We start from the raw sequence: 24,881 nt of genomic DNA on the forward strand, positions 1-24,881 counted from the left end.
GTCAGGGAACCGGCGGCCAGCCAGTCTGGCAAGATCGTCATCAGAGCAGGGGAACGCCAATTGCTGGGACTCAAATCCGCCGGCAAGGGACTCATCGGGGTTGATATCACGTCGGCCACGGTGAAGCTCCTGGAGCTGTCCAGGCAAGGAAATCGATACCAGATCGATAGCTATGCGGTGCGTCCACTCAAGGAAGGCGCAGTCGTCGAGCGACGTATACGGGACATGGACGAAGTCGTGCTGGCCATCAAGCGCGCGGTCGAGCAGGCACAGCCGCGCTCGAAGCGTGCTGTGGTCGCGGTTCCCGCGAGCGCTGCCATCACCAAGACACTGAGCTTCCCGGCCAATCTCGCCGATGACGAGATCGAGCAGCGCATCGCGCTCGAGTCCGAGAAGCACTTTCCCTTTCCGCTGAACGATGTCGCGTTCGACTTCCAGCATCTGGGCGTCAATCCGCGCAATCCCGATCATCAGGACCTGCTGCTGGTGGCGTGTCGCAGCCTGGACGTCGATCAGCTGACCTCGGCACTGTCCCAGGCCGGCCTCGAGCCGGCTGCCGTCGATGTCGAGACCTTCTCCCTCGAGCGCGCCTTCGGCGAGCTGCGTCATCAGTTGCCGCCGACCTACGACAACGAAGAGTGCGTTGCCGTCGTCGATATCGGCGCGACGATGACCGCCTTCCACGTCATCCAGAATGGTCGCATCGTCTACAGTCGCGACGCCGTCTTCGGGGGGCGTCAGCTGACGGACGAGATCATGAATCGCTTCGATCTCTCCAATGATGAGGCGGGCCTGGCCAAGAAGCGTGGCGGTCTGCCGGATACCTATGACAGCGAAGTGCTGGGTCCGTTCCGCGAGACGCTCATCCAGCAGATCGCACGCTCACTGCAGCTCTATTACACCGCCGGCAAGCGCCGCGAGGTGCAGCGTATCCTGCTCGGGGGCGGTACGGCCGCCATCGTCGGGCTGCGTGAAGGCCTGGCGGAGCACACCGGGCTTGAAGTGATCATGGCCAACCCCTTCACTCACATGAGCGTCAATCCGCGCGTCGACATCCAGGCGCTGGCGGGCGATGCCCCGGCGATGCTCACGGCCTGCGGTCTTGCGATGAGGAAGCGCTCATGACCATCGAGATCAACCTGCTTTCCTGGCGTGAAGACCGGCGTGAGAAGCGCAGCAAGCGCTTCATGGGCATACTGGCACTGGCGGCTGTCATCGGTATCGGTGGCGGCTATGGCATGAGCGAGTATTACCAGAGCCAGCTCGAGGCGCAGCAGCAGCGCCATGCCTTCATCGAGAAGGAAATGGCCCGCCTCAATCGTGACATCAAGGAAGTCGAGGACATCGAGGCACGCCGCACCCAGATGCTCGACCAGATAGAACTGATCCGCAGTCTGCAGTTCTCGCGTCCGGAAACGGTACGGGTCTTCAATCAGCTGGTGACGTCTCTGGTGGACGGCGCCTGGTATCAGAGCATCAGCCGCAGCGGGCGCCAGCTCAAGGCGAATGGCACGGCGGAAAGCACGCGTCAGGTCTCGGGCCTGATGCGCGCCATCGCCCTGTCGGATTCCTTCGGCACCCCGACGCTCTCCGATGTGCAGAGCAATGACGACGATCAGCGCAGCTTCAATATCATGATTCCGGAGCGCCCGACGGGGTCGGCGCTGAGCGCTGCCGATGCGGAAAATGACAAGAAAGGAGGTCGGCGATGAGTTTCATCGATGCTGAAATCCGCCGCCTCAAGTCGACGGATTTTCGTGATCTTGACCTGAAGGAAGCCGGCATCTGGCCGGTCACGCTGCAGGCCGTGCTGGCGCTCATCGTGCTGGGCGCCCTGTTCTGGGCGTCCCATTGGTTCCTTGCGGCGCCCAAGGCGGAAGACCTCGAGCGTCTGCGTGCCCAGGAAAGTCAGCTGCTCCAGCAGTTCGAGAGCAAGGCGTTCAAGGCCGCCAACCTGCCGGCCATGCGCGAGCAGATGGTGGAGCTGGAGTCCCGCATGGGGCAGCTGCTGGAAATGCTGCCCACCGACGCGGAAGTCCCAGCGCTGCTGGATGACATCAGCGAGACGGCGATCAACAACCAGCTGGCGGTCGAGTACATTCGTCTGAAGCCGGCGGAGAATCGCAACTTCTACGTCGAACAACCTTTCGATATCAAGGTGCGCGGCGACTATCATCGTATCGCCGCCTTCATTTCCGGTGTCGCGGGGCTTTCACGCATCGTGACGCTGCATGATTTCGTGCTGACGCCGGTCGCCAACAGCGATGATCTCGAGCTTTCGCTGCTGGCCAAGACCTACAATTATCGTCAGACCCCGGCAACATCAGGAGGCAAGCAATGAGCCTGATGACACGTCGAAATACCGTGATGGGAAGTGTGTTGCTGGTCACTCTGCTGGCGGGGTGTGGAGATCCGCAGCTGGGCGCGCTGGAGGGGGAGCTCGAGTCCTTGAGAGGGCGTCCTTCCGGCAAGGTGCAGGAGTTGCCGCCGCAACCCGAGTATCATCCCGTCACCTATGACATGGCGGATGCGCGCAGTCCTTTCCAGTCACGCCTGCCGGAGCCCGAAGAGGAGCTGACGGCCGTCGACAACGGTGTGCGACCGGACCTCGATCGCCCTCGTGAACCACTGGAAGCCTGGCCGATGGAGCAGCTCAGCATGGTCGGGACGCTGGATGTCGATGGCGCGCGTTCGGCGTTGATTCTGACGCCGGAGCAGGAAGTGCAGCGTGTGCGGGTCGGCAACCACATGGGCAGCAACTTCGGCAGGATCACCCGTATCGGTGATACGCAGATCGATATGGTGGAAATCGTGCCCAATGGTCAGGGCGGTTGGATAGAGCGGTCTCGCGCCATGGCGCTGAAAGAGCCCGTGTCGCAAGGTGGTTGAGATCACTGGCGTTGGCAGTAGCCATATTGTCACGGAAGACGAACGGTCGACCCGCAAGAGTTGGCGACCGACACCATAACGCTTCGATAAGAATAAGGCGCGATCAGCCCGACGGTTGAACGGAGCCACGGCGAGACAGGGGACTAGGGAACATGACGCGATTGCAACGAATGAGTCTGCTGGGGCTGGCGGCAGTCGGTAGCCTGATGGCGAATGTGGCGATGGCTGCATCGTCGCTGCAGGACCTCAACTTCACCGCCCTCGGGGGCGACCGTATGGAGCTCAAGCTCGACTTCGTCGGCGGAGTGCCGGAGGTCAAGGGCTACCGTATCGAGACGCCGCCGCGCATCACCATCGACCTCCTGGATACCAGCAGTCAGCTCGACAAGCGTCGCTTCGATCTGGGGCTCAGCGGCGTGGACGAACTGGTGGCGCTGGAGGCCGGCTCGCGCACGCGTCTGGTCATGAAGCTCAACCAGTCCAAGCCGTACGTCACGCGCACCGAGGGCAACAGCCTCTACGTCATCATCGGCGAGCAGGGCGGAGCGCCGGGCGCTCAGCCTGCGGCTGCTTCCCAGGCGAACGCCGCCAACGTGCCGCCGGACAATCGTGCCCTGGAAGTGGCCAGCGAGCCGGCCGTCAGTGGTATCGATTTCCGTCGTGGCACGGACGGTGAAGGTCGCGTCGTGATCAACTTCAACCGCTCCAATGTCGAGTCACGCGTCACCGAGCGTGGGCGCAAGATCTACGTCGACATCAAGGGCGTGAAGCTGCCGCCGGAGATGAATCAGGTGCTGGATGTCGGCGATTTCGCCACGCCGGTGACGCGTATCGATCCGCAGCGTACCCGTGATGGCGTGCGCATGGTGGTGGACGCCAGTGGCTACTACACCCAGCTGGCCACCCAGGCAGGCAACGAGCTGGTGCTCGAGGTCAAGCCGCTGACGCGTGAAGAGCAGGCGGAGCGCATCAAGGACAAGTTCCCCTACACCGGCAAGAAGATCTCGCTCAACTTCCAGAACATCGAAGTGCGCTCCGTGCTGCAGATCATCGCTGACTTCACGGGGCTCAATCTGGTCGCCAGTGACAACGTCACCGGCAACGTGACCCTGAACCTGAAGGAAGTGCCCTGGGATCAGGCGCTGGATCTGGTGCTCAAGTCCAACGGTCTGGCCAGTCGTCGCATGGGCAACGTGCTGATGGTCGCGCCGGCGGAAGAGCTGGCGGCACTGGAGCGCAAGGAGCTCGAGGCGAACCAGCAGGTCAAGGAGCTGGCGCCGATGACCACCGAATACATCCAGGTGCGTTATGCCAAGGCGGCGGACCTAGCGGCGTTGCTGCGCGGTGAAGGCGGCATCGGTCTGCTGTCCGAGCGGGGCCGCGTGATGGTCGATGAGCGCACCAACACCATGCTGATCCAGGATACCCGCGATACGCTCGAGTCCATTCGCGGCACGCTGGAATATCTCGATATCCCGGTGCGTCAGGTGCAGATCGAGGCGCGCATCGTCATCGCGCGTAGCAGTGTCTCCAGCGAGATCGGTGTCAATTGGGGGCTTTCCAACAGCAGCAACGGCAAGTTCGGCCTGGAAGGCGCGTCGACCGGTACGACCAGTGATGGCGGCCTGAGTGTCAATCTCGGCGATGACAGTGATCCGGGCAGCACCTTCAGCTTCGGTTACCTGTCCGGCGATATCCTGCTGGACCTGGAGCTCTCGGCGCTGGAAAGCGAAGGCAAGAGCCAGACCATCTCCCAGCCCAAGATCATCACCGCCAACCAGAAGAAGGCCGTCATCAAGCAGGGTCAGGAAATTCCCTACGAGGAGGCGACCTCCAGCGGTGCGACCAACATCGAGTTCAAGGAAGCGGTGCTGGCATTGGAAGTGACGCCGCAGATCACGCCTGACAATCGCATCATCATGGATCTGTTGATCAACAATGACGATGTCTCCGATGACAGCTTCAATGGCGAACCGGCCATCGATACCAATGAGATCGAGACGCAGGTGCTGGTCAATGATGGCGAAACCGTGGTGCTGGGCGGCATTCTGACCTCCGAGCAGATTCGCAGCGTCTTCAAGACGCCCTTCCTCGGGGACCTGCCGGTGATCGGGAATCTGTTCCGCTATACCGAAGAGTCCAACGAGAAGGTAGAATTGCTGGTATTCATTACCCCGAAGATCATCGAGGACGGCCTGGCGGTGCGCTGATGCATGTGATTCCCAACGTATTCCTTGTCGGCCCCATGGGGGCCGGCAAGAGCACTATCGGCCGCCTGCTGGCGGCCGACTTGCATCGTGAATTTTGCGATAGCGACCATGTGATTGAAGACCGCTGCGGAGCCAGCATTCCGTGGATTTTCGACGTCGAGGGCGAGTCCGGCTTTCGTGAACGTGAGCAGGCTGTCATCGATGAGCTGACCTCGCTCAGGGAAGTCGTGATGGCCACCGGTGGCGGCGCCATCATGGCGGAGGCCAATCGGCGCGTACTGCGCGAACGCGGCACTGTCGTGTACCTCTACGCGCCTGTCGAACAGCAGCTCAAGCGAGCCGGCCGTGATCGCAATCGTCCGCTGTTGCAGCAGGATGACCCCGGGCGGGTGCTCAAGCGCCTGTTCGAGTTGCGTGACCCGCTTTACCGCGAGACGGCCGATATCATCGTGCGTACCGATCGGCGCAGTCCTCGGGCGGTCACCAACGAGATCCGTCGTCGCATCAAGGCGCTGGCGGACCCGTTGCACGCCCCTGGCTAGTCTCATCAGCGCCTGGTGGCCCTGGCGGGCATCAGTCGCTGTCATCTGTTTCGCCCAAGGAGAATTCTGATGTCCCTGGCACCTGCTCATCGTCTTGATGTCGCGCTCGGCGAGCGTAGTTACCCCATTCATATCGGGCCGGGCCTGACCGCACGTGGTGATCTGATTCGTGAGCACCTTGCGGGGCGTCAGGTGATGATCGTCACCAACACCGTGGTGGCACCGCTGTATCTGGACGCACTGAAGGCCTCGTTGGGCGAGGGGCTCGATATCCGCGAGGTCATTCTCGACGACGGTGAGCAGACCAAGCACATGGCCAGCATCGGCCTGATCTGGGATGCCCTGCTCGAGGCCGGCTTCAATCGCCGCTGTACCTTGATCGCCCTCGGTGGCGGTGTGATCGGTGACATGACCGGCTTCGCGGCGGCCTGCTATCAGCGGGGCGCGGCCTTCATTCAGGTGCCGACCACACTGCTGTCACAGGTGGATTCCTCGGTGGGCGGCAAGACCGGCGTCAACCATCCGCGTGGCAAGAACATGCTGGGCGCCTTCTGGCAGCCTCGTCTGGTGCTGATCGATACCGCAAGCCTCAAGACATTGCCGCAGCGTGAGCTGTCAGCGGGCATGGCCGAGGTCATCAAGTATGGTCTGCTGTGGGATGAAAGCTTCCTGAGCTGGCTGGAAGACAACATGACGGCCCTGATGGCGCTGGACGAGACCCTGCTCGGTGAAGCCATTCGCCGCAGCTGTGCCATCAAGGCGGATGTCGTGGCACAGGATGAGACCGAGCAGGGCGTGCGTGCGCTGCTCAATCTGGGGCACACCTTCGGGCATGCCATCGAGACGGACCAGGGCTATGGCGTCTGGCTGCACGGCGAAGCCGTCGGCACCGGCATGCTGATGGCGGCTGAGCTTTCGGCGCGCATGGGCTGGCTGTCGAGTGCCGATGTGGAGCGTGTCTCGCACATCATCGCCAAGGCGGGCCTGCCGCTGGCGGCTCCGGAAGACATGGGCGTCGAGGACTTCCTCAAGCACATGCAGCTGGACAAGAAGAATGTCGATGGCCGTCTGCGCCTGATCCTGCTTGAGCGTATCGGCCGAGCGGTGATTACCGAAGAGGCGCCAGCCGGTGTGCTGGCCGACATGCTGGAGCACTGGCCACGCAGCTCTCGCTGACATCCCGGCCAGCCAACGGCTGGTTCATGGGCGCTGCACGACCACGCAAGCCGTCACCCTCTGGGTGGCGGCTTTTCTTTTGGCGGGTGTCAGCGCGCCGTGACGGAGTCATTGGTGAAGCGTGATTCCTGAATTGGTATGCCGTATGCGTAATCGGTATGGGGTAAATCGAATAAAAACGCTGTTTTTTATTCAACCAATACTAAAGTTGCAAGGCGAAATTCATGAGGCATGTCTACCCGCTAAGCGCTTGAGCCTACAGGGTTTTTTGGTTGAAGGTTCTTCTAACCTTCGGTTTTGTCAGGTTTTTTTGGTCGATGGGCGACCTGTGGAGAATTGCGCAGGCGGGAAGCTGGGGGATATGCTCGAGGGAAATCTGGCGTCGTGTAGCGACACTGATGGCGCCACTATCGGCAGGTATAAAAATAAAGATAACCGATAACTATAACCGGGAAAATGCTTGAAAAAAAGCATCTGGACACATGATTTCTCCGTGAGGCACGCCCCATGAACAAAGGTCTCCACCATCCGGGAGAGTTCCGCGACAACTGCGGCTTCGGTCTGATCGCCCATATGGAAGGGCAGGCGAGCCATGAACTGCTGCAGACCGCCATTGAATCCCTGACCTGCATGACCCACCGTGGCGGGATTGCCGCTGACGGCAAGACCGGCGATGGCTGTGGCCTGCTGCTCAAGATGCCGGACGGCTTCATGCGCCAGATCGCTCGAGAGACCCTCGGGCTGGAACTGGGCGCCCGCTATGCCGTCGGCACGCTTTTCCTGCCTGATGATGACGCGCGTGAACAGTCCGCGCGTGACGCCTTCGAGTCGGCGCTGAGCGCGCGCAATCTCGAGGTGCTGGGCTGGCGCGACATGCCGGTAGATGACAGCGTGTGCGGCCCGATGGCCCGCGACTGCCTGCCGCGCATCCGTCAGGTCTTCGTCGGTGCCGCCGACGAGCGCACCGACATCGCCTTCAATGTCGATCTGTTCATGGCGCGCCGTTATGCCGAGCAGGCGCTGAAGAGTGAAGAGGACTTCTACGTCTGCTCGCTTTCCGGCAAGGTCATCTCCTTCAAGGGTCTGGTGATGCCGGAAGATCTTCCGCGCTTCTACAAGGACCTGGGCGACCCGCGCCTCGAGACCGCGATCTGTGTCTTCCACCAGCGCTTCTCGACCAACACCGCGCCGCGCTGGCCGCTGGCCCAGCCGTTCCGCTTCCTCGCCCACAACGGCGAGATCAACACCATCGAGGCCAACCGCGGCTGGGCCAACGCGCGCAAGGAGAACTTCGTCTCCGAGCAGCTGCCCGAGATCGCCGAGCTGGACGAGATCGTCAACACTGTCGGCTCCGACTCCTCCAGCATGGACAACATGCTGGAAGTCCTGCTGACCGGTGGCATGGATATCTATCGCGCCATCCGCATGATGGTGCCGCCGGCGTGGCAGAACGTCGAGCAGATGGACTCCGATCTGCGTGCCTTCTACGAATACAACTCCATGCACATGGAGGCCTGGGACGGCCCGGCGGGCATCGTGCTCACCGACGGTCGCCACGCCGTGTGCATGCTGGACCGCAACGGCCTGCGTCCGGCGCGTTGGGTCATCACGCGCAATGGTTTCATCACCCTGGCCTCCGAGATCGGCACCTACGATTACAAGCCGGAAGATGTCGTCGCCAAGGGGCGCGTCGGGCCGGGGCAGGTGCTGGGTGTCGATACCGAGACCGGTGAAGTGCTGCACACCGATCAGGTCAGCGAGCGCCTCAAGGGCGCGCATCCCTACAAGCGCTGGCTGCGTGAGAACGCCAACTATCTCGAGTCAGCACTGACCGAGCTGGCGCGTTTCCAGCCGATGGATGCCGATCAGCTGGACGTCTACCAGAAGATGTTTCAGGTCAGCTTCGAGGAGCGCGATCAGCTGCTGCGCCCGCTGGCCGAGAGCGGTCAGGAGGCGGTCGGCTCCATGGGCGATGACACGCCGATGGCCGTGCTGTCGCGCCAGAACCGCGTGCTGACCGACTACTTCCGTCAGAAGTTTGCCCAGGTCACCAACCCGCCAATCGATCCGCTGCGCGAAGCGATCGTGATGTCGCTGGAGACCTGCTGTGGCGCCGAGCTCAACATCTTCGACGCGACGCCGGAGCACGCGCATCGCCTGATCCTGACCACGCCGGTGCTGTCACCGCGCAAGTTCAATGCGCTGGTCAATCACGAAGATCCGGCCTTCACCTCGCAGACGCTCAAGCTGCACTACGATCCGGCGCAGGATTCCCTCAAGCAGGCGCTCAAGGCCCTCTGTCAGCAGGCCGAGGAAGCGGCGCGCAATGGCAAGGTGATCCTGGTACTCAGCGACTGTGGCTTGAAGAAGGGGCAGCTGCCGATCCACGCCGCACTGGCGACCGGCGCCATCCATCATCACCTCGGTGCGCTGGCCCTGCGCCCGCGCGTCAACCTGGTGATCGAGACCGGCTATGCGCGTGATGCGCACCAGATGGCAGTGCTGTTCGGGGTCGGCGCCACGGCGGTCTACCCGTACCTTGCCTATCAGGTGATGGCTGACATGCATCGCACCGGCGAGCTGTCCGGCAACCCGGCTGATGCCCGCGAGAACTATCGCAAGGGCATGCAGAAGGGCCTCTACAAGATCCTGTCCAAGATGGGCATCTCGCACATCGGCTCCTACCGTGGCTCGCAGCTGTTCGAGGCGGTCGGTCTCAACAGTGAAGTCATGGACATGTGCTTCACCGGCATGGCCTCGCGCATCGAAGGCGCCGGCTTTGCCGAGCTGCAGTTCCAGCAGGAGCTACTGGCCCGTGAAGCCTGGCTGCCGCGCAAGCGCATCAAGCAGGGCGGACTGGTCAAGTACGTGCATGGCGGCGAATACCACGCCTACAACCCGGATGTGGTGGTGAAGCTGCAGCAGGCCGTGCAGCAGGGTGACTACGGCAAGTGGAAGGAATTCGCGCGCCTGGTCAACGAGCGCCCGGTGGCGACCATTCGTGACCTGCTGACCCTCAAGCCGGTCGCCGAGCCGCTGCCGATCGAGGAAGTCGAGTCCGTCGAGTCCCTGTTGCCGCGCTTCGACAGTGCCGGCATGTCGCTTGGCGCACTGTCTCCCGAGGCACATGAAGCGCTGGCCCAGGCCATGAACGAGGCCGGTGGGCGCTCCAACTCCGGTGAGGGTGGTGAGGACCCGGCGCGTTACGGCACCGTGCGCTCCTCCAAGATCAAGCAGATCGCCTCCGGTCGCTTCGGTGTCACGCCGGCGTACCTGGTCAATGCCGAGGTACTGCAGATCAAGGTCGCACAGGGCGCCAAGCCCGGTGAGGGCGGTCAGCTGCCGGGTGGCAAGGTCAACGACCTGATTGCACGCCTGCGCTACGCCGTGCCGGGGGTGACACTGATCTCGCCGCCGCCGCACCACGATATCTATTCCATCGAGGATCTGGCGCAGCTGATCTTCGATCTCAAGCAGGTCAATCCGTCGGCGCAGGTCTCGGTCAAGCTGGTCTCCGAGCCGGGGATCGGCACCATCGCCACCGGTGTCGCCAAGGCGTACGCCGACCTGATCACCGTCTCCGGCTATGACGGTGGCACCGCGGCCAGCCCGATCACCTCGATCAAGCACGCCGGTTCCCCGTGGGAACTGGGGCTGCCCGAGGTGCATCAGGCGCTGCGCATCAACCAGCTGCGCCACAAGATCCGTCTGCAGACGGATGGCGGCCTCAAGACCGGCCTGGACGTGGTCAAGGCCGCGATCCTGGGCGCCGAGAGCTTCGGCTTCGGCACCGCGCCGATGGTCGCGCTGGGCTGCAAGTACCTGCGCATCTGCCACCTGAACAACTGTGCCACCGGTGTCGCGACCCAGCACCAGGCGCTGCGTGACGAGCATTTCCGCGGCACCGTCGAGATGGTCAAGCACTACTTCCGCTTCATCGCCGAGGAAGTGCGCGAGCTGATGGCACTGCTGGGCGTGCGTCAGATCACCGACCTGATCGGTCGTACCGATCTGCTCGAAGTGCTAGAAGGTGAGACCAACGCGCAGCGTCGTCTTGACCTCACGCCGTTGCTGGGCAATGACTTCGTGCCCAAGGACGCGCCGCAGTTCTGCCAGGTCAGCCGCAACGAGCCGCATGATCCCGGCGCCAAGAACCTCGAGATGCTGGCCGCGATGGAGTCGGCGATCGACAGCCGCAGCGGTGGCGAGTTCAGCTTCCATGTCACCAACTGTGATCGCTCGGTGGGCGCGCGTGTCTCGGGTGAAATCGCCAAGCGCTATGGCGAGGCCGGGCTGGCAGGCTCGCCGCTCAAGGTCAGCCTGACCGGTGTGGCAGGCCAGAGCTTCGGTGTTTGGAACGCGCACGGGCTCGAGATGCATCTGGAAGGCGACGCCAACGACTATGTCGGCAAGGGCATGAACGGCGGCAAGCTGACCATCGTGCCGCCGCGTGGTTCGCGCTTCGAGAGCCACAAGACCGCCATCATCGGCAACACCTGCCTGTACGGCGCGACCGGCGGACGGCTGTATGCCGCGGGCACCGCCGGCGAGCGCTTCGGGGTGCGCAACTCCGGTGCGCACGCCGTGATCGAAGGCGCGGGTGACCACTGCTGTGAGTACATGACCGGCGGTCTGGTGTGCGTATTGGGCGAGACAGGCGTCAACTTCGGTGCGGGCATGACGGGCGGCTTCGCCTACGTGCTGGACGAGAATCGCGACTTCGTCGACAAGTACAACCACGAGCTGGTGGAAATCCACCGCATCAATACCGAAGCCATGGAGGCCTACCGTCGCCATCTGCGCGAAGTCATCGAGGAATATGTGGCCGAGACCGGCTCCGAGCGCGGGCGCGACATCCTGCGTGATTTCCCTGACTTCGTGCGTCACTTCTGGTTGGTCAAGCCGAAGGCGGCAAGCCTCAACGGCCTGCTGGACCAGTCACGGCGTCAGCCGGAGTGATCGCATCCCTCACCCCAGCATGCCTCGGGTGAGGGCCCGCACCGCGACGGTGCCCGGATTTTGAAGGAGGATTCATCATGGCCAATCAGCTCGCCAACGACTTCCAGTTCATCGATGTGGGTCGTCAGGACCCGCAGAAGAAAGATGCTCGCGTGCGCGCACGTGAGTTCAACGAGATCTATGCCGAGTTCAAGCCGGTAGAAGCCGCCAGTCAGGCACATCGCTGCCTGGGCTGTGGCAATCCCTACTGTGAGTGGAAGTGCCCGGTACACAACTACATTCCCAACTGGCTGAAGCTGGTCTCCGAGGGCAACATCCTCGAGGCCGCCGAGCTTTCGCACCAGACCAACTCGCTGCCGGAAGTCTGTGGTCGCGTCTGCCCGCAGGACCGTCTCTGCGAGGGCGACTGCACCCTGAATGACGGCTTCGGTGCCGTCACCATCGGCTCGGTGGAGAAGTACATCACCGACACCGCCTTCGCGATGGGCTGGCGCCCCGACATGTCCAAGGTCAGCTGGACCGACAAGCGCGTCGCCATCATCGGTGCAGGCCCGGCGGGTCTCGGTGCCGCCGATATCCTGGTGCGCAATGGCGTGCGTCCGGTGATCTATGATCGCCATCCGGAAATCGGCGGTCTGCTGACCTTCGGTATCCCGGAGTTCAAGCTCGAGAAGGGCGTGATGACGCGTCGCCGCGAGATCTTCGAAGAGATGGGCATGGAGTTCCGTCTCAACGTCGAGGTCGGGCGTGATGTGACCTTCGATGCGCTGCTCGAGGAATACGATGCCGTCTTCCTGGGCATGGGTACCTACAACGCCATGAGTGGCGGCTTCCCGGGCGAGGATCTGCCGGGCGTGCACAAGGCGCTCGACTTCCTGATCGCCAACGTCAATCACTGCCTGGGCTTCGAGAAGGACCCGGCGGATTACGTCTCCATGGAAGGCAAGAAGGTCGTGGTGCTCGGCGGCGGTGATACCGCGATGGACTGCAACCGCACCTCCATCCGTCAGGGCGCGGAAAGCGTGACCTGCGCCTACCGTCGTGACGAGGCCAACATGCCGGGCTCACGTCGTGAGGTGACCAATGCCCGCGAAGAAGGCGTCGATTTCCTCTTCAACCGTCAGCCGGTGGCAGTGGTCGGCGATGGCAAGGTCGAAGGCGTCAAGGTCGTGCGCACCCGTCTGGGTGAGCCGGATGCCAATGGCCGTCAGCGTCCGGAAGTGGTGCCGGGCTCTGAAGAGATTCTGCCGGCGGATGCCGTGGTCGTGGCCTTCGGCTTCCAGGCAAGCCCTGCGCCGTGGTTCGCCGACTTCGACATCGCCGTCGATGAGCGTGGCCGCATCGCGACCAGCGCCGAGCGTCATGCCTTCCAGACCACCAACGCCAAGGTGTTCGCTGGCGGTGACATGGTGCGCGGCTCCGATCTGGTGGTGACCGCCATCGATGAAGGTCGCCGTGCCGCTGAAGGGATTCTTGATTTCCTGGAAGTGTAAAGGTCATGTGACGTCACGCATCAGGCCCGCCACGGCGGGTCTGATGCGTTATGGCGGGTGCATCGGATGGCGACGCGAGATGGGCAGGTGGTGGCATTCAAATTGAGCCGGAGCAGCCTTTCCGCTAGACTGGCGACCCATCCTGATCCGTTCCCCCGGATCTCTCCTACAGCTCACGTTTTCGGCAGGTTTCCATGACACGATTTATCTTCGTGACGGGCGGCGTTGTGTCCTCGCTTGGCAAGGGCATCGCATCCGCTTCGCTGGCGGCTATTCTCGAGGCCCGTGGCCTCAAGGTCACCATCCTCAAGCTGGATCCGTACATCAACGTCGATCCGGGCACCATGAGCCCGTTCCAGCACGGCGAAGTCTTTGTCACCGAAGATGGCGCGGAAACCGACCTCGACCTCGGTCACTACGAGCGTTTCATCCGCTCGCGCATGACCCAGGGCAACAACTTCACCACCGGTCGCGTCTACGAGCACGTGCTGCGCAAGGAGCGCCGCGGTGACTACCTCGGCGGAACGGTGCAGGTCATCCCGCACATCACCGACGAGATCAAGCGTCGCGTGATCGCCGGCGGTGAAGGCTATGACGTCGCACTGGTCGAGATCGGCGGTACCGTAGGTGACATCGAGTCGCTGCCGTTCCTGGAGTCCATCCGTCAGCTGCGTGCGCAGCTGGGTGGCGAGCGTGCGCTCTTCATGCACCTGACGCTGGTGCCGTACATCAAGACGGCCGGCGAGACCAAGACCAAGCCGACCCAGCACAGCGTCAAGGAGCTGCGTTCCATCGGTATCCAGCCGGATATCCTGATCTGCCGCAGCGAAGTCGAGATCGAGGAAAGCGAGCGTCGCAAGATCTCGCTGTTCACCAACGTCGAAGAGCGTGCCGTCGTCTCCCTGCAGGATGCCGACACCATCTATCGCATTCCGTTGATGCTCCACGAAGCCGGCCTCGATGAGATCGTCTGCGACAAGTTCCGCCTGGAGGCCAAAGAGGCCGACATGTCCGAGTGGGTCGCGGTGCTCGACGCCAAGCTCAATCCGCTCAAGACCATCAACATCGCGATGGTCGGCAAGTACATGGAGCTGCTCGACGCCTACAAGTCGCTGAACGAGGCGCTGATTCACGCCGGTATCCAGGGGCGTGTGAAGGTCAACGTCGACTTCATCGACTCCGAGGAAATCGAGCGCAACGGCACCGACCGTCTGATCGGCAAGGACGCTGTGCTGGTGCCGGGCGGCTTCGGCGAGCGTGGCGTGGAAGGCAAGATCGCCACTGCGCGCTTCGCGCGTGAGAACAAGGTGCCGTATCTGGGCATCTGCCTGGGCATGCAGGTTGCCGTCATCGAGTTCGCGCGTAACGTGGCGGGCTGGAGCGATGCCAACTCCACCGAGTTCACCCATGACACCCAGCACCCGGTGGTCGGCCTGATCACCGAGTGGCTGACGCCGGAAGGCAAGATCGAGACCCGCGACGCGGCGTCTGATCTGGGCGGCACCATGCGTCTCGGCGGCCAGGCCTGCAGCCTGCTCAACGGCTCCAAGGCGCATCAGGCCTACGGCAGCGACGAGATCGTCGAGCGTCACCGTCACCGCTATGAGGTCAACGACCAGTTCGTGCCGGCCCTGGAAGAAGCGGGCCTGATCTTCTCCGGTCGCAGCGTCGACAACTCGCTGGTCGAGATGGTCGAGCTGCCGGATCACCCGTGGTTCGTGGCATGTCAGTTCCACCCGGAATTCACCTCCACGCCGCGTGATGGCCATCCGCTGTTCACCGGCTTCGTGAATGCCGCGCTCAATCACAAGGCGGCGCGTACTCGCGGCGAGTGATAGGGTGTTGAGCGGGCGCCACCTCGGGTGGCGCCCGTAGGTCTTCTCCGCGGTGGTTGCATGTCTTGATGTTCGCCAGAGCATCCTCAGGCAGACTGCCGATGGACAACGATTTGATGGACGGTGCAGAGATGAGCAACGAACAACGCGTGATCGATTTTGCGGGTCTGCAAGTCGCCAACGATCGTCCGATGACGCTTTTCGGTGGCATGAACGTGCTCGAATCGCGGGAGCTGGCGCTGGAAGTCGCCGAGCAGTACGTCGAAGTGACGTCACGCCTGGGCATGCCGTACGTCTTCAAGGCCAGCTTCGACAAGGCCAATCGCAGCTCCATGCACTCCTACCGCGGTCCCGGGATGGAGAAGGGGCTCGAGATTCTGGCCGAGATCAAGTCGCGCTTCGGTGTGCCGATCATCACGGACGTGCATGAGCCGCATCAGGCGGCAGCCGTGGCGGAAGTGGCCGATGTCATCCAGCTGCCGGCCTTCCTGGCACGGCAGACGGACCTGGTCGTGGCCATGGCGCGCACCGGCGCCGTCATCAACGTCAAGAAGCCGCAGTTCCTCGCGCCGCACGAGATGCGCCATATCGTCGCCAAGTGCGGTGAAGCGGGCAATGATCGGATTCTGTTGTGCGAGCGTGGCTCCAGCTTCGGTTACAACAACCTGGTGGTCGACATGCTCGGCATGGCCGAGATGAAGGATAGCGGCCTGCCGGTATTGTTCGATGTCACCCACTCGTTGCAGCGCCCGGGCGGGCGAGCCGATTCCGCTGGCGGCCGTCGTGAGCAGGTCTTCGATCTGGCACGCTCCGGTGTCGCATTGGGGTTGGCGGGTCTGTTCCTCGAAGCGCATCCGGACCCGGACAACGCCAAGTGTGACGGCCCCTGCGCCTTGCCGCTGGACCAGCTCGAACCCTTCCTGCGCCAGCTGCAATCGCTGGATGCGCTGGTCAAGGGCTTCGCGCCGCTGGACATTCGTTGAGCAGGACTACTGGCCGTTCACCCCTGTGTGAGCGGCCTTTTTGCACTATGGGCAAGATGCCCGTCGTGGTGTTTCAATCCCCCGTGTAGAGGACGACACAAAATGGCCAATATCGTCGAAATCCGCGCCCTTGAGGTGCTCGATTCCCGTGGTAACCCGACCGTACAGGCCGAGGTCGTGCTGGAAGGTGGCCAACGCGCCAGTGCCTGCGCTCCTTCCGGTGCCTCCACCGGTTCGCGTGAAGCGCTGGAATTGCGTGATGGCGACAAGAGCCGTTATCTGGGCAAGGGCGTGCTGAAGGCAGTCGAAGCCGTCAATGGCGCGATCCGCGAGCGCCTCGTGGGCATGGATGCACTCGACCAGCGCGCGCTGGACGATGCCATGCTGGCGCTGGACGGTACCGAGAACAAGGAATCGCTGGGTGCCAACGCGATTCTTGCCGTCTCTCTGGCGGCTGCCAAGGCGGCAGCGCAGGCCAAGGGCATCGAGCTCTACGCTCACATCGCTGAGCTCTACGGTCAGCCGGGCCAGTACTCCATGCCGGTGCCGATGATGAACATCATCAACGGCGGTGAGCATGCCGACAACAACGTCGACATCCAGGAGTTCATGGTCCAGCCGGTCGGCGCGCCGACCTTCCGCGAAGCACTGCGCACCGGCGCCGAGATCTTCCACGCGCTGAAGAAGGTGCTGCAGGGTCGCGAGCTGAGCACCTCCGTGGGTGATGAAGGTGGCTTTGCACCGAACCTGGCGTCCAACTCCGAAGCACTGGCCGTCATCAAGCAGGCCGTCAGCGATGCAGGCTACACCCTGGGCACCGATGTGACCCTGGCGCTGGATTGCGCGTCTTCCGAGTTCTACAAGGACGGTCAGTACAACCTGTCCGGCGAAGGCAAGAGCTTCGACGCACGTGGTTTCGTCGACTATCTGGCCGGCCTGGCCGCGGAATATCCGATCGTCTCCATCGAAGACGGTATGGACGAGTCCGACTGGGAAGGCTGGAAGATGCTGACCGACGAGCTGGGCGACAAGGTGCAGCTGGTCGGCGACGACCTGTTCGTCACCAACACGCGCATCCTGAGCCGTGGTATCGATGAAGGCATCGGCAACTCCATCCTGATCAAGTTCAACCAGATCGGCTCACTGTCCGAGACCCTGGATGCGATCAAGATGGCGCAGGCCGCCGGCTTCACCGCGGTCATCTCCCACCGCAGTGGCGAGACCGAAGACACCACCATCGCCGACCTCGCCGTCGGTACCTGTGCTGGCCAGATCAAGACCGGCTCTCTGTGCCGCTCTGACCGTGTCGCCAAGTACAACCGTTTGCTGGTGATCGAGCAGCAGCTGGGTGACGTGGCTTACAACGGCCTGAAAGAGATCAAGGGTCAGTAATCGCCTGTGATGTGAGGGGCTCAACGCCCAGCATCGCAGAGGTAACTTGCAACGGGGTCGTGCCTTCTGGCACGGCCCCGTTGTGCATTGCAGGCGATGATTGCGTGCGTTTGAGGGGGATGCAGGAAACAGGCCGCTTTCAGGCACTGATTTCGTGTAAGCCATCTCTTACAAATCCCGCAGGACAATCGAGACACTGGCTGCGAGTTGCCTGCGGATATGAACGTATGTTCTTCAATATCTATCTGATTTTGTTGAATATATTTTCTTTGACGGCCTGTTCAGGTATAGCGGGTTAAGCGGTTTGGCTAGTTGCCTCGCCGGCGAATGCTGCCCAGAATGGCTGCATGGACGTGAGGGTGCGGCGGGACACCGCAGTCTCGGCAGGATGCCAACGGGATGATCAGAAAAGACTTGATGGCGAGATAGGACGTTTCGCCCCGCTGAGCAGGACGCTCGGCGGAAAAGGACCTGACATGGACGTCGGTAGCAGAGAGCTGCATATCTTCGCTTGAAGGAGTCAGGCGAGAGATGCTAGGGAAGCAAGGATAGCGGGCATGACACCGGAGTGTGTCTGGATCAGGATGATCCGTCGGCGATGGGAAGCGCCACACAGGCAGGAAGCACGATAACGACACGGAGTGTCGAAGAGCCTCAGGCTCTGATATGCAGTCAGGAAGCTTGCCCTTCACAGGAAGTGACGGATGACGGGACATCATCCGCGTCAGGAATGATGGGGCAGACAGCGGCAGCATCAAGTGGCAGGAAGCCACGACAAGGATGGTCGGACAAAGAATGTCGTGAGGCTGTCAGCTGCACAGGCAGGGAGCGGTACAGGCAGGACGCCGGGCAATGCATGGGCAGGACAGCAGGACAGGCAAATATCTGCACTAACGGGCATTGCGGTGGGACAGCTGCGCGAGCAGTGCTGCAATGCCCGCCACGCGTGACGGTGCGCCCCGAATGACAGGATGTCGTGAAGGGCAGGGACAGCACTCAGGAGTGCGATCCAGGATGGATCGACAGGGACACGCTTGGAGCGGGCGACCTTACGGGGTCGCCCTTTTTTATGCCTGAATGTCAGGGGCTGAGCTCCTGACATGAGCTCCTGGCATGAGCTTGAGGCACCGGCTTCCGGCATCAGATATAGAAACGGCAGCGGCTCCCGGAGGAATCGCTGCCGTTTCTGTCGTGAGAGCCGGGCTTGCCCGGTCAGGGCGGGCAAGCCACTTGCCACGTGAGATGCGGTTTGCTTGAGGGGCTTACTGCTCCAGATACTCAAGCTTGCCATCGACACCATCCCACTTCTCGGCGTCTTCCATGGCGTCCTTCTTCTCGCTGATGTTCGGCCAGACTTCGGCCAGATCGGCATTCAGCTCGATGAATTCCTTCTGGTTCTCCGGCACTTCATCTTCGGAGAAGATGGCTTCGGCGGGGCATTCCGGCTCACACAGCGCGCAGTCAATGCACTCATCCGGGTTGATCACCAGGAAGTTCGGGCCTTCGTAGAAGCAATCCACCGGGCAGACTTCCACGCAGTCGGTGTATTTGCAGCGAATGCAGTTCTCGGTGACGATGAATGCCATGCAGGTCTCCTGACGCGGATTGGCGTCTCTCTCGTAGGTCGTGGTCCAGGCGCCCACCATGTGTCGTCTCGGCGACATCATGGCCTTCAGGTTATAAGCGGCGCAGATGTTATAAGGCGTTATTCTAGTGGCGCTCTGCCGCCCCCGCAATCAGCAGGGGCGGATCGTTTTGGAATGGTGCTATGCCCGAAGGTGCTGTCGAGCCTTGCCGCTCACTCTCGGGCCTTGCCACTCATTCTCGAGCCAGGCGCGCCAACGCTGGCTCGGTGCGAGGGCGCTCAGCGCTGACGGTGCCATTCGTAGATCAGCTCCAGCGCTCGCTTGGGGCTAAGATCATCCGGGTCCAGGCCATTGAGGGCCTCGACGACCGGATGCGGCGGTGCCGCAAACAGGTCATTCTGCTGCGGTACCGGCTGGCCCAGCGCATCCTCGCGCGCCACCTGCGGACGATCGACTTCCTGCTGCTCCAGGCTGGTCAGCTTCTCGCGTGCCCGCAGGATGACGCTCTGCGGCACCCCGGCCAGCTGGGCCACCTGCAGGCCATAGCTCTGGCTGGCAGGGCCTTCCTCGACGCGGTGCATGAAGACGATGCCATCGCCGTGCTCAGCGGCCGTCAGGTGCACGTTGGCGACGGCATCGGCATGCTCGGGCAGCGCCGTCATCTCGAAGTAATGGGTCGCGAACAGGGTGAAGGCACGCGTGCGCGCCAGATGCTCGGCGCTGGCCCATGCCAGTGACAGGCCATCGAAGGTCGAGGTGCCACGGCCGATTTCATCCATCAATACCAAGCTCTCGTCAGTGGCGTTGTGCAGGATGCTGGCGGTCTCGGTCATCTCGACCATGAAGGTCGAGCGGCCGCCGGCCAGGTCGTCCGAGGAGCCGATGCGCGTGAAGATACGGTCCAGCGGGCCGATGCAGGCGCGCGACGCCGGCACGAAGCTGCCGGTATGCGCGAGCAGAGCGATCAGTGCCGTCTGGCGCATGTAGGTGGATTTACCGCCCATGTTGGGGCCGGTGATCACCAGCATGCGCCGCGTATCATCGAAGCGCACATCGTTGGGAACGAAGGGATGATCGCTGACATGCTCGACCACCGGATGGCGTCCGCCTTCGATATCGATGCCCGGGGTCTCGCTGAGTTCAGGGCGCACGAAATCGAGTGCGGCAGCGCGATCGGCGAAGGCGGTCAGTACATCCAGTGACGCCAGCGCGCGGGCCGTCTGCTGCAGGCCATCCAGTTCGGTATTCAAATCATCCAGCAGGTGCTCATACAGCAGCTTCTCGCGCGCCAGTGACTTGGACTTGGCAGACAGTGCCTTGTCCTCGAACTCCTTGAGCTCGGGGATGATGAAGCGCTCGGCATTCTTGAGGGTCTGGCGGCGGATGTATTCCGGCGGGGCCTCGGCCGATTGCGAGCGCGGCAGCTCGATGAAGTAGCCATGCACGCGGTTGTAGCCGACCTTGAGGTTGCTCAGGCCGGTGCGCTCGCGCTCGCGGGTCTCGAGTGCGACCAGATACTGGCCGGCGTTCTCGGACAGGCCGCGATACTCGTCCAGCTCATCGTCGTAGCCATCGGCGATCACGCCACCATCGCGCAGCACCACCGGCGGATTCTCGACCAGCGCCTCGCTGAGCATCGCGGAAAGTGCCGGGAACAGGCGGATGGCATCGCGCAGGTCATCGATGGCGCTGCCTTTCTCGACGCTGGCGAGCACGGCGCGCAGCTCGGGCAGGGTATTGAGGCCATCGCGCAGGCGTGCCATGTCACGGGGGCGCGCGCTGCGTAGCGCGACACGGGCGAGGATACGCTCCACATCGCCGATGCGCTTGAGCAGACCTTGCAGCTCGAAGGGGTAGTCGCCATCCAGCAGACGTTGCACCGCCGCCTGACGCTGGCCGATCTGGAGCTGATCGCGCAGCGGGCGGTTGAGCCAGCGCTTGAGCAGGCGTGAGCCCATCGCGGTCGCGGTGACGTCCAGCACGCTGGCCAGCGTGTTGTCGCTGGTGCCGCCCAGGTTGGTATCGATCTCGAGGTTGCGACGGCTGGCGGCATCGATCACCACCGAGTCATCGCGGCTCTCGACGGCCAGCGCGGTCACGTGGGGCAGGCCGGTGCGCTGCGTGTCGCGAGCATAGTCGAGCAGGGCGCCGGCTGCCGTGACGGCGCGCGTCAGGTGACTGCAGCCGAAGCCATTGAGGTCCTGGACGCCGAACTGATCGCACAGCAGGCGCAAGGCAGTCTCGTGATCGAAGTGCCAATCGCTCTGGCGGGTCAGGCCCGGGCGCGAGGACAGGCTGGCGGGGAGGGTACGGCTTTCGCCGACCATGACTTCGGCAGGCGACAGGCGCTGGATCTCGGCCAGCAGCTCGTCATCACCATTGACCTCGAGCACGCTGAAGCGACCGGAAGAGAGCTCGAGAGCGGCCAGGCCCCAGGTCTCACCATCACGGTGCAGCGCCACCAGCAGGTTGTCACGGCTGGCATCCAGCAGCGCCTCATCGTGCAGCGTCCCCGGCGTGACGATACGTACGACCTTGCGCTCGACAGGTCCCTTGCTGGTCGCCGGGTCACCGATCTGCTCGCAGATGGCCACTGATTCGCCCATCTTGACCAGGCGTGCCAGATAGCCTTCAGCGCTGTGGTAGGGCACCCCTGCCATGGGAATCGGTGAGCCACCGGAGCTGCCGCGCGCCGTCAACGTGATATCGAGCAGTTGTGCTGCGCGCTTGGCGTCCTCATGAAACAGTTCATAGAAGTCGCCCATGCGATAGAACAGCAGCACGCCGGGGTGCTCGCGTTTGATCTTCATGTACTGCGTCATCATCGGCGTCATCTGGGGCGCGCTGTTCTTGGCCATGGCCATGGACTTCCTTGACTGCACTGCAATGGGAAAAAGCACACATGCGAGAGCACGGCATGCGGGATGCGCGATATTCTACGGACTGGCGCGGCCGGCTCCAATGCCTGTGATGTCTCCTGCTTGCTGCCCTTTTCACCCGATGACCTCCACAAGGAGAAAGTTCGTGAGCCAATTGACTGGTACGACCCCCGAGGCTGCGTGCGCGAATGCCCTGGCTGAGCAGCTGCAGGCGCTGGCAGTCGCGCGCGGCGTGCGTGTCACCACCGCAGAGTCGTGCACCGGGGGCGGGGTGAGTGCGGCGATCACGGCGATTGCCGGCAGCTCCAGCTATTTCGATGCGGGCTACGTGACCTATTCCAATGCCACCAAGCAGCGCCTGCTGGGGGTCAGTGAGGCATCGCTTGAAGAGTTCGGTGCCGTCTCCGAGGCAGTCGTGTGCGAGATGGTGCGGGGCGCCTGTCGCGAAAGCGGCGCTGAGCTGGGGGTGGCGATCAGCGGTGTGGCCGGCCCCGGCGGGGGAAGTGACGAGAAGCCCGTCGGCACCGTATGGCTGGCGTGGGGGAGCGAGGCGCGCCAGCAGGCACGCTGCTGTCACTTTCCCGGCGACCGGCAGGCCGTACGCGACGCCGCCGTGCGGGAGGCGTTGCAGGGCTTGATCGAGCGCGTGGAGGCCTTGCAGATCGGCACCGAAGACGCGTGAGCCCGATGCAAGCCCCGCGTTGAGGGTGCTGCCTGAAAAAGCGCATCACCGGACTGGCAGAGTGACGCAACTTGCGGCATTATACTGTCCATGTATACAGGGTTTTGCCACGACACCTCAGCCGCTAGTCTGACGGTGTCTGCTCAGCTCTCAGTGACAGAATTCTCTATTCCAGGTGGCAGCCCGTGTGGCTCCGCCGTTCGACAGGAGGCCACATGGCAAAGGACGACAATCGTACCAAGGCGCTGAACGCGGCGCTGTCCCAGATCGAGCGCCAGTTCGGCAAGGGCGCCGTCATGCGCATGGGCGATGCCCCGCGTGTGGCCATCCCGTCGGTTTCCACCGGTTCTCTGGGGCTGGATATCGCACTCGGCATCGGCGGCCTGCCCTTCGGGCGCGTGGTCGAGATCTACGGCCCGGAATCCTCGGGCAAGACGACACTGACCCTCTCGGTCATCGCCCAGGCGCAGAAGCAGGGCAAGGTCTGTGCCTTCATCGATGCCGAGCACGCGCTGGATCCGTCCTACGCCGAGAAGCTGGGCGTCAATCTGGACGAGATGCTGGTCTCCCAGCCGGACACCGGTGAGCAGGCGCTCGAGATCGTCGACATGCTGGTACGTTCCGGCGGCGTTGACGTCATCATCGTCGACTCCGTGGCGGCACTGACGCCGCGTGCCGAGATCGAAGGCGAGATGGGCGACTCCCACGTCGGCCTGCAGGCGCGTCTGATGTCCCAGGCGCTGCGCAAGGTGACGGGTCACATCAAGAACGCCAACTGCATGGTGGTGTTCATCAACCAGATCCGCATGAAGATCGGCGTGATGTTCGGCAGCCCCGAAACCACGACGGGCGGTAACGCACTGAAGTTCTACGCCAGTGTGCGTCTGGATATCCGTCGTACCGGTTCCGTGAAGTCCGGTGATGAAGTCACCGGTAACGAGACCCGCGTCAAGGTCGTCAAGAACAAGGTCGCGCCGCCGTTCCGTCAGGCCGAGTTCCAGATTCTTTACGGCAAGGGCATCTATCACGCCGGTGAGGTGATCGACCTGGGCGTGCAGTGTGGTCTGGTCGGCAAGTCAGGCGCCTGGTACAGCTATCAGGGCAGCAAGATCGGTCAGGGCAAGGCCAACTCCGCCCAGTACCTGGAAGACAATCCCGCCATCATGGAGGAGATTGAAACCCAGATCCGCGCACAGTTGCTGGCAGCACCGGAAACCAAGGAAGAGCCGAAAGAGACCGCGGCCGCCGAGAGTGAAGACGACCTGGATATCGATCTCGATTGAGGTTCGTCCAGAAGAAAGAGCTAGAGCGCCAGCCGCCAGGCTGGCGTCATCGCACCGTGTCGTTTCCGACCCGGTGAGATGATCCCAAGGCGCCCGCCCCGATGACTCGGAGGCGGGCGCCTTGCGTTCACGTCCATCGATGTCCTTCTGCTCAACCCCGGGGAGCATGACCATGCACGATGACAGCGCTGAAATGGGTGGGCCTGAGTATCAACCGCTCGACTCAGGCGCGATGACGCCGCAACGGCGTGCGCGCAATGATGCCATCGCGCGCCTGGCGCGCCGCGAGCATAGCCGCCGCGAGCTGCACGACTATCTCAAGGAGCGTGACTACCTGCGGGCGGTCAGCGATGACGAATTGGCAGAGCGGCAAGCCGCGGGCGAGGAGGGCGCACAGGCGGCCTTGAGTCGCGATGAGGTCGAGCTGCTGATCGAGGAGGTGCTGGAGCGCATGGCCGAGGAGGGCCTGCAATCCGATGAGCGCTTTGCCGCCAGCTTCCTGCGGACGCGAGTGCTGCGCGGGCAGGGGCCGAGGCGTATCCAGCAGGAGCTGCGCCAGCGTGGTATCGATAGCGAGACGCTCAATGCCGTGATGCGTGCCGCCAGTGACCCGACGCCGGATGCCTTCGGTCATGTCGAGGCGGTGGATTTCTTCGAACTGGCGCGCGAGACGCTGGCCAGGCGCTTCTCCGGCCCCGGCGAGGGGCACAAGGAGCGCGCACGGCGCGAACGCTTTCTGCTCCAGCGCGGCTTCGACTATGAGCAGCTGCGCTATGCCATGGAGTCCGCCTGGAGTGATGAGGGCGAAGAAGGCTAGCTGGCGGGCGACTGTTTGGCTCTCATGACGCGCAAACCGGCGCTTCAAGACATTTCCCCCCCTTTAGCTTGCGCGAACAGACGTTATACTAGGTCGTCTTGCGACGGCACGGGGCAGGCGCCTTCTTTCATGCTTTTCATTGCACCTCCATGCAT

17 protein-coding genes are annotated in these 24,881 nt (G+C 62.8%); 15 read left to right on the top strand and 2 right to left on the bottom strand.

Annotated elements, in window-relative coordinates; translation table 11 throughout:
* Positions 1–60: 60 nt before the first annotated feature.
* From pilM to eno, 12 genes are all read left to right on the top strand, one after another.
* A complete protein-coding gene (gene pilM / locus QD280_RS14245) occupies positions 61–1,125 on the top strand; it encodes a type IV pilus assembly protein PilM (RefSeq protein WP_279839782.1) in 1,065 nt (354 codons plus the stop codon).
* On the top strand, positions 1,122–1,712 hold the full coding sequence (locus QD280_RS14250; RefSeq protein ID WP_064503256.1) for a PilN domain-containing protein: 591 nt from the start codon (positions 1,122–1,124) through the stop codon (positions 1,710–1,712). The genes pilM and QD280_RS14250 overlap by 4 nt, the downstream gene beginning before the upstream one ends.
* A complete protein-coding gene (locus QD280_RS14255; protein WP_043332958.1) occupies positions 1,709–2,341 on the top strand; it encodes a type 4a pilus biogenesis protein PilO in 633 nt (210 codons plus the stop codon). Before QD280_RS14250 ends, QD280_RS14255 begins: the two co-directional genes overlap by 4 nt.
* On the top strand, positions 2,338–2,889 hold the full coding sequence (locus QD280_RS14260; RefSeq protein WP_192839155.1) for a pilus assembly protein PilP: 552 nt from the start codon (positions 2,338–2,340) through the stop codon (positions 2,887–2,889). Before QD280_RS14255 ends, QD280_RS14260 begins: the two co-directional genes overlap by 4 nt.
* A 152-nt stretch (positions 2,890–3,041) precedes the next feature.
* A complete protein-coding gene (locus QD280_RS14265; RefSeq protein WP_107335935.1) occupies positions 3,042–5,099 on the top strand; it encodes a type IV pilus secretin PilQ family protein in 2,058 nt (685 codons plus the stop codon).
* The gene (gene aroK / locus QD280_RS14270) at positions 5,099–5,641 is read left to right on the top strand and encodes a shikimate kinase AroK (protein WP_054556506.1); all 543 of its coding nucleotides are present in this window, start codon (positions 5,099–5,101) and stop codon (positions 5,639–5,641) included. Before QD280_RS14265 ends, aroK begins: the two co-directional genes overlap by 1 nt.
* A gap of 69 nt (positions 5,642–5,710) precedes the next feature.
* Positions 5,711–6,817 (top strand): 3-dehydroquinate synthase, encoded by a 1,107-nt coding sequence (aroB, locus tag QD280_RS14275; protein WP_054556505.1) that lies wholly within the window; start codon positions 5,711–5,713, stop codon positions 6,815–6,817.
* A gap of 507 nt (positions 6,818–7,324) precedes the next feature.
* Positions 7,325–11,776, top strand: a complete 4,452-nt coding sequence (gene gltB, locus QD280_RS14280; protein WP_192839153.1) for a glutamate synthase large subunit — start codon at positions 7,325–7,327, stop codon at positions 11,774–11,776.
* A gap of 77 nt (positions 11,777–11,853) precedes the next feature.
* Positions 11,854–13,269 carry an FAD-dependent oxidoreductase gene (locus tag QD280_RS14285; RefSeq protein WP_043332950.1) on the top strand — a complete coding sequence of 472 codons (1,416 nt, stop codon included), beginning with the start codon at positions 11,854–11,856 and terminating at the stop codon, positions 13,267–13,269.
* A gap of 194 nt (positions 13,270–13,463) precedes the next feature.
* Complete coding sequence (locus tag QD280_RS14290; protein ID WP_043332948.1) at positions 13,464–15,104, top strand: CTP synthase; 1,641 nt, start codon at positions 13,464–13,466, stop codon at positions 15,102–15,104.
* 131 nt (positions 15,105–15,235) lie between these two features.
* The gene (gene kdsA, locus QD280_RS14295; RefSeq protein ID WP_192839151.1) at positions 15,236–16,087 is read left to right on the top strand and encodes a 3-deoxy-8-phosphooctulonate synthase; all 852 of its coding nucleotides are present in this window, start codon (positions 15,236–15,238) and stop codon (positions 16,085–16,087) included.
* Between the two features lie 102 nt (positions 16,088–16,189).
* Positions 16,190–17,479 (top strand): phosphopyruvate hydratase, encoded by a 1,290-nt coding sequence (gene eno, locus QD280_RS14300; RefSeq protein WP_043332946.1) that lies wholly within the window; start codon positions 16,190–16,192, stop codon positions 17,477–17,479.
* Between the two features lie 1,262 nt (positions 17,480–18,741).
* Here eno and fdxA read toward each other — a convergent pair.
* Positions 18,742–19,065: a ferredoxin FdxA gene (fdxA, locus tag QD280_RS14305; RefSeq protein WP_043333067.1), complete on the bottom strand. Its 324-nt coding sequence runs from the start codon at positions 19,063–19,065 to the stop codon at positions 18,742–18,744.
* A gap of 278 nt (positions 19,066–19,343) precedes the next feature.
* Complete coding sequence (mutS, locus tag QD280_RS14310) at positions 19,344–21,923, bottom strand: DNA mismatch repair protein MutS (RefSeq protein WP_279839787.1); 2,580 nt, start codon at positions 21,921–21,923, stop codon at positions 19,344–19,346.
* 214 nt (positions 21,924–22,137) lie between these two features.
* Here mutS and QD280_RS14315 point away from each other — a divergent pair, with 214 nt between their 5' ends.
* The 3 genes from QD280_RS14315 to QD280_RS14325 all read left to right on the top strand — a co-directional run bounded on the left by QD280_RS14315 (position 22,138) and on the right by QD280_RS14325 (position 24,726).
* Positions 22,138–22,626 (top strand): CinA family protein, encoded by a 489-nt coding sequence (locus tag QD280_RS14315; RefSeq protein ID WP_279839818.1) that lies wholly within the window; start codon positions 22,138–22,140, stop codon positions 22,624–22,626.
* A gap of 215 nt (positions 22,627–22,841) precedes the next feature.
* Positions 22,842–23,909 carry a recombinase RecA gene (gene recA, locus QD280_RS14320; protein ID WP_192839149.1) on the top strand — a complete coding sequence of 356 codons (1,068 nt, stop codon included), beginning with the start codon at positions 22,842–22,844 and terminating at the stop codon, positions 23,907–23,909.
* A 232-nt stretch (positions 23,910–24,141) separates the two neighbouring features.
* Entirely contained in the window at positions 24,142–24,726 is a 585-nt protein-coding gene (locus tag QD280_RS14325) for a regulatory protein RecX (RefSeq protein WP_153636995.1), read from the top strand.
* Positions 24,727–24,881: the final 155 nt, after the last annotated feature.

The sequence above is a fragment of the Cobetia sp. 1AS1 genome (assembly GCF_029846435.1).
Classification (GTDB): Bacteria; Pseudomonadota; Gammaproteobacteria; order Pseudomonadales; family Halomonadaceae; genus Cobetia; species Cobetia amphilecti.

Excerpts from the sequence above, each read along its gene's own strand:
- QD280_RS14285 (WP_043332950.1), top strand. The coding sequence starts at position 11,854 with ATGGCCAATCAGCTCGCCAACGACTTCCAGTTCATCGATGTGGGTCGT.
- QD280_RS14265 (WP_107335935.1), top strand. The coding sequence starts at position 3,042 with ATGACGCGATTGCAACGAATGAGTCTGCTGGGGCTGGCGGCAGTCGGT.
- recA (WP_192839149.1), top strand. The coding sequence starts at position 22,842 with ATGGCAAAGGACGACAATCGTACCAAGGCGCTGAACGCGGCGCTGTCC.
- QD280_RS14250 (WP_064503256.1), top strand. The coding sequence starts at position 1,122 with ATGACCATCGAGATCAACCTGCTTTCCTGGCGTGAAGACCGGCGTGAG.
- aroK (WP_054556506.1), top strand. The coding sequence starts at position 5,099 with ATGCATGTGATTCCCAACGTATTCCTTGTCGGCCCCATGGGGGCCGGC.
- eno (WP_043332946.1), top strand. The coding sequence starts at position 16,190 with ATGGCCAATATCGTCGAAATCCGCGCCCTTGAGGTGCTCGATTCCCGT.
- aroB (WP_054556505.1), top strand. The coding sequence starts at position 5,711 with ATGTCCCTGGCACCTGCTCATCGTCTTGATGTCGCGCTCGGCGAGCGT.
- fdxA (WP_043333067.1), bottom strand. The coding sequence starts at position 19,065 with ATGGCATTCATCGTCACCGAGAACTGCATTCGCTGCAAATACACCGAC.
- QD280_RS14260 (WP_192839155.1), top strand. The coding sequence starts at position 2,338 with ATGAGCCTGATGACACGTCGAAATACCGTGATGGGAAGTGTGTTGCTG.
- QD280_RS14325 (WP_153636995.1), top strand. The coding sequence starts at position 24,142 with ATGACGCCGCAACGGCGTGCGCGCAATGATGCCATCGCGCGCCTGGCG.
- mutS (WP_279839787.1), bottom strand. The coding sequence starts at position 21,923 with ATGGCCAAGAACAGCGCGCCCCAGATGACGCCGATGATGACGCAGTAC.
- QD280_RS14290 (WP_043332948.1), top strand. The coding sequence starts at position 13,464 with ATGACACGATTTATCTTCGTGACGGGCGGCGTTGTGTCCTCGCTTGGC.
- gltB (WP_192839153.1), top strand. The coding sequence starts at position 7,325 with ATGAACAAAGGTCTCCACCATCCGGGAGAGTTCCGCGACAACTGCGGC.
- QD280_RS14255 (WP_043332958.1), top strand. The coding sequence starts at position 1,709 with ATGAGTTTCATCGATGCTGAAATCCGCCGCCTCAAGTCGACGGATTTT.
- kdsA (WP_192839151.1), top strand. The coding sequence starts at position 15,236 with ATGAGCAACGAACAACGCGTGATCGATTTTGCGGGTCTGCAAGTCGCC.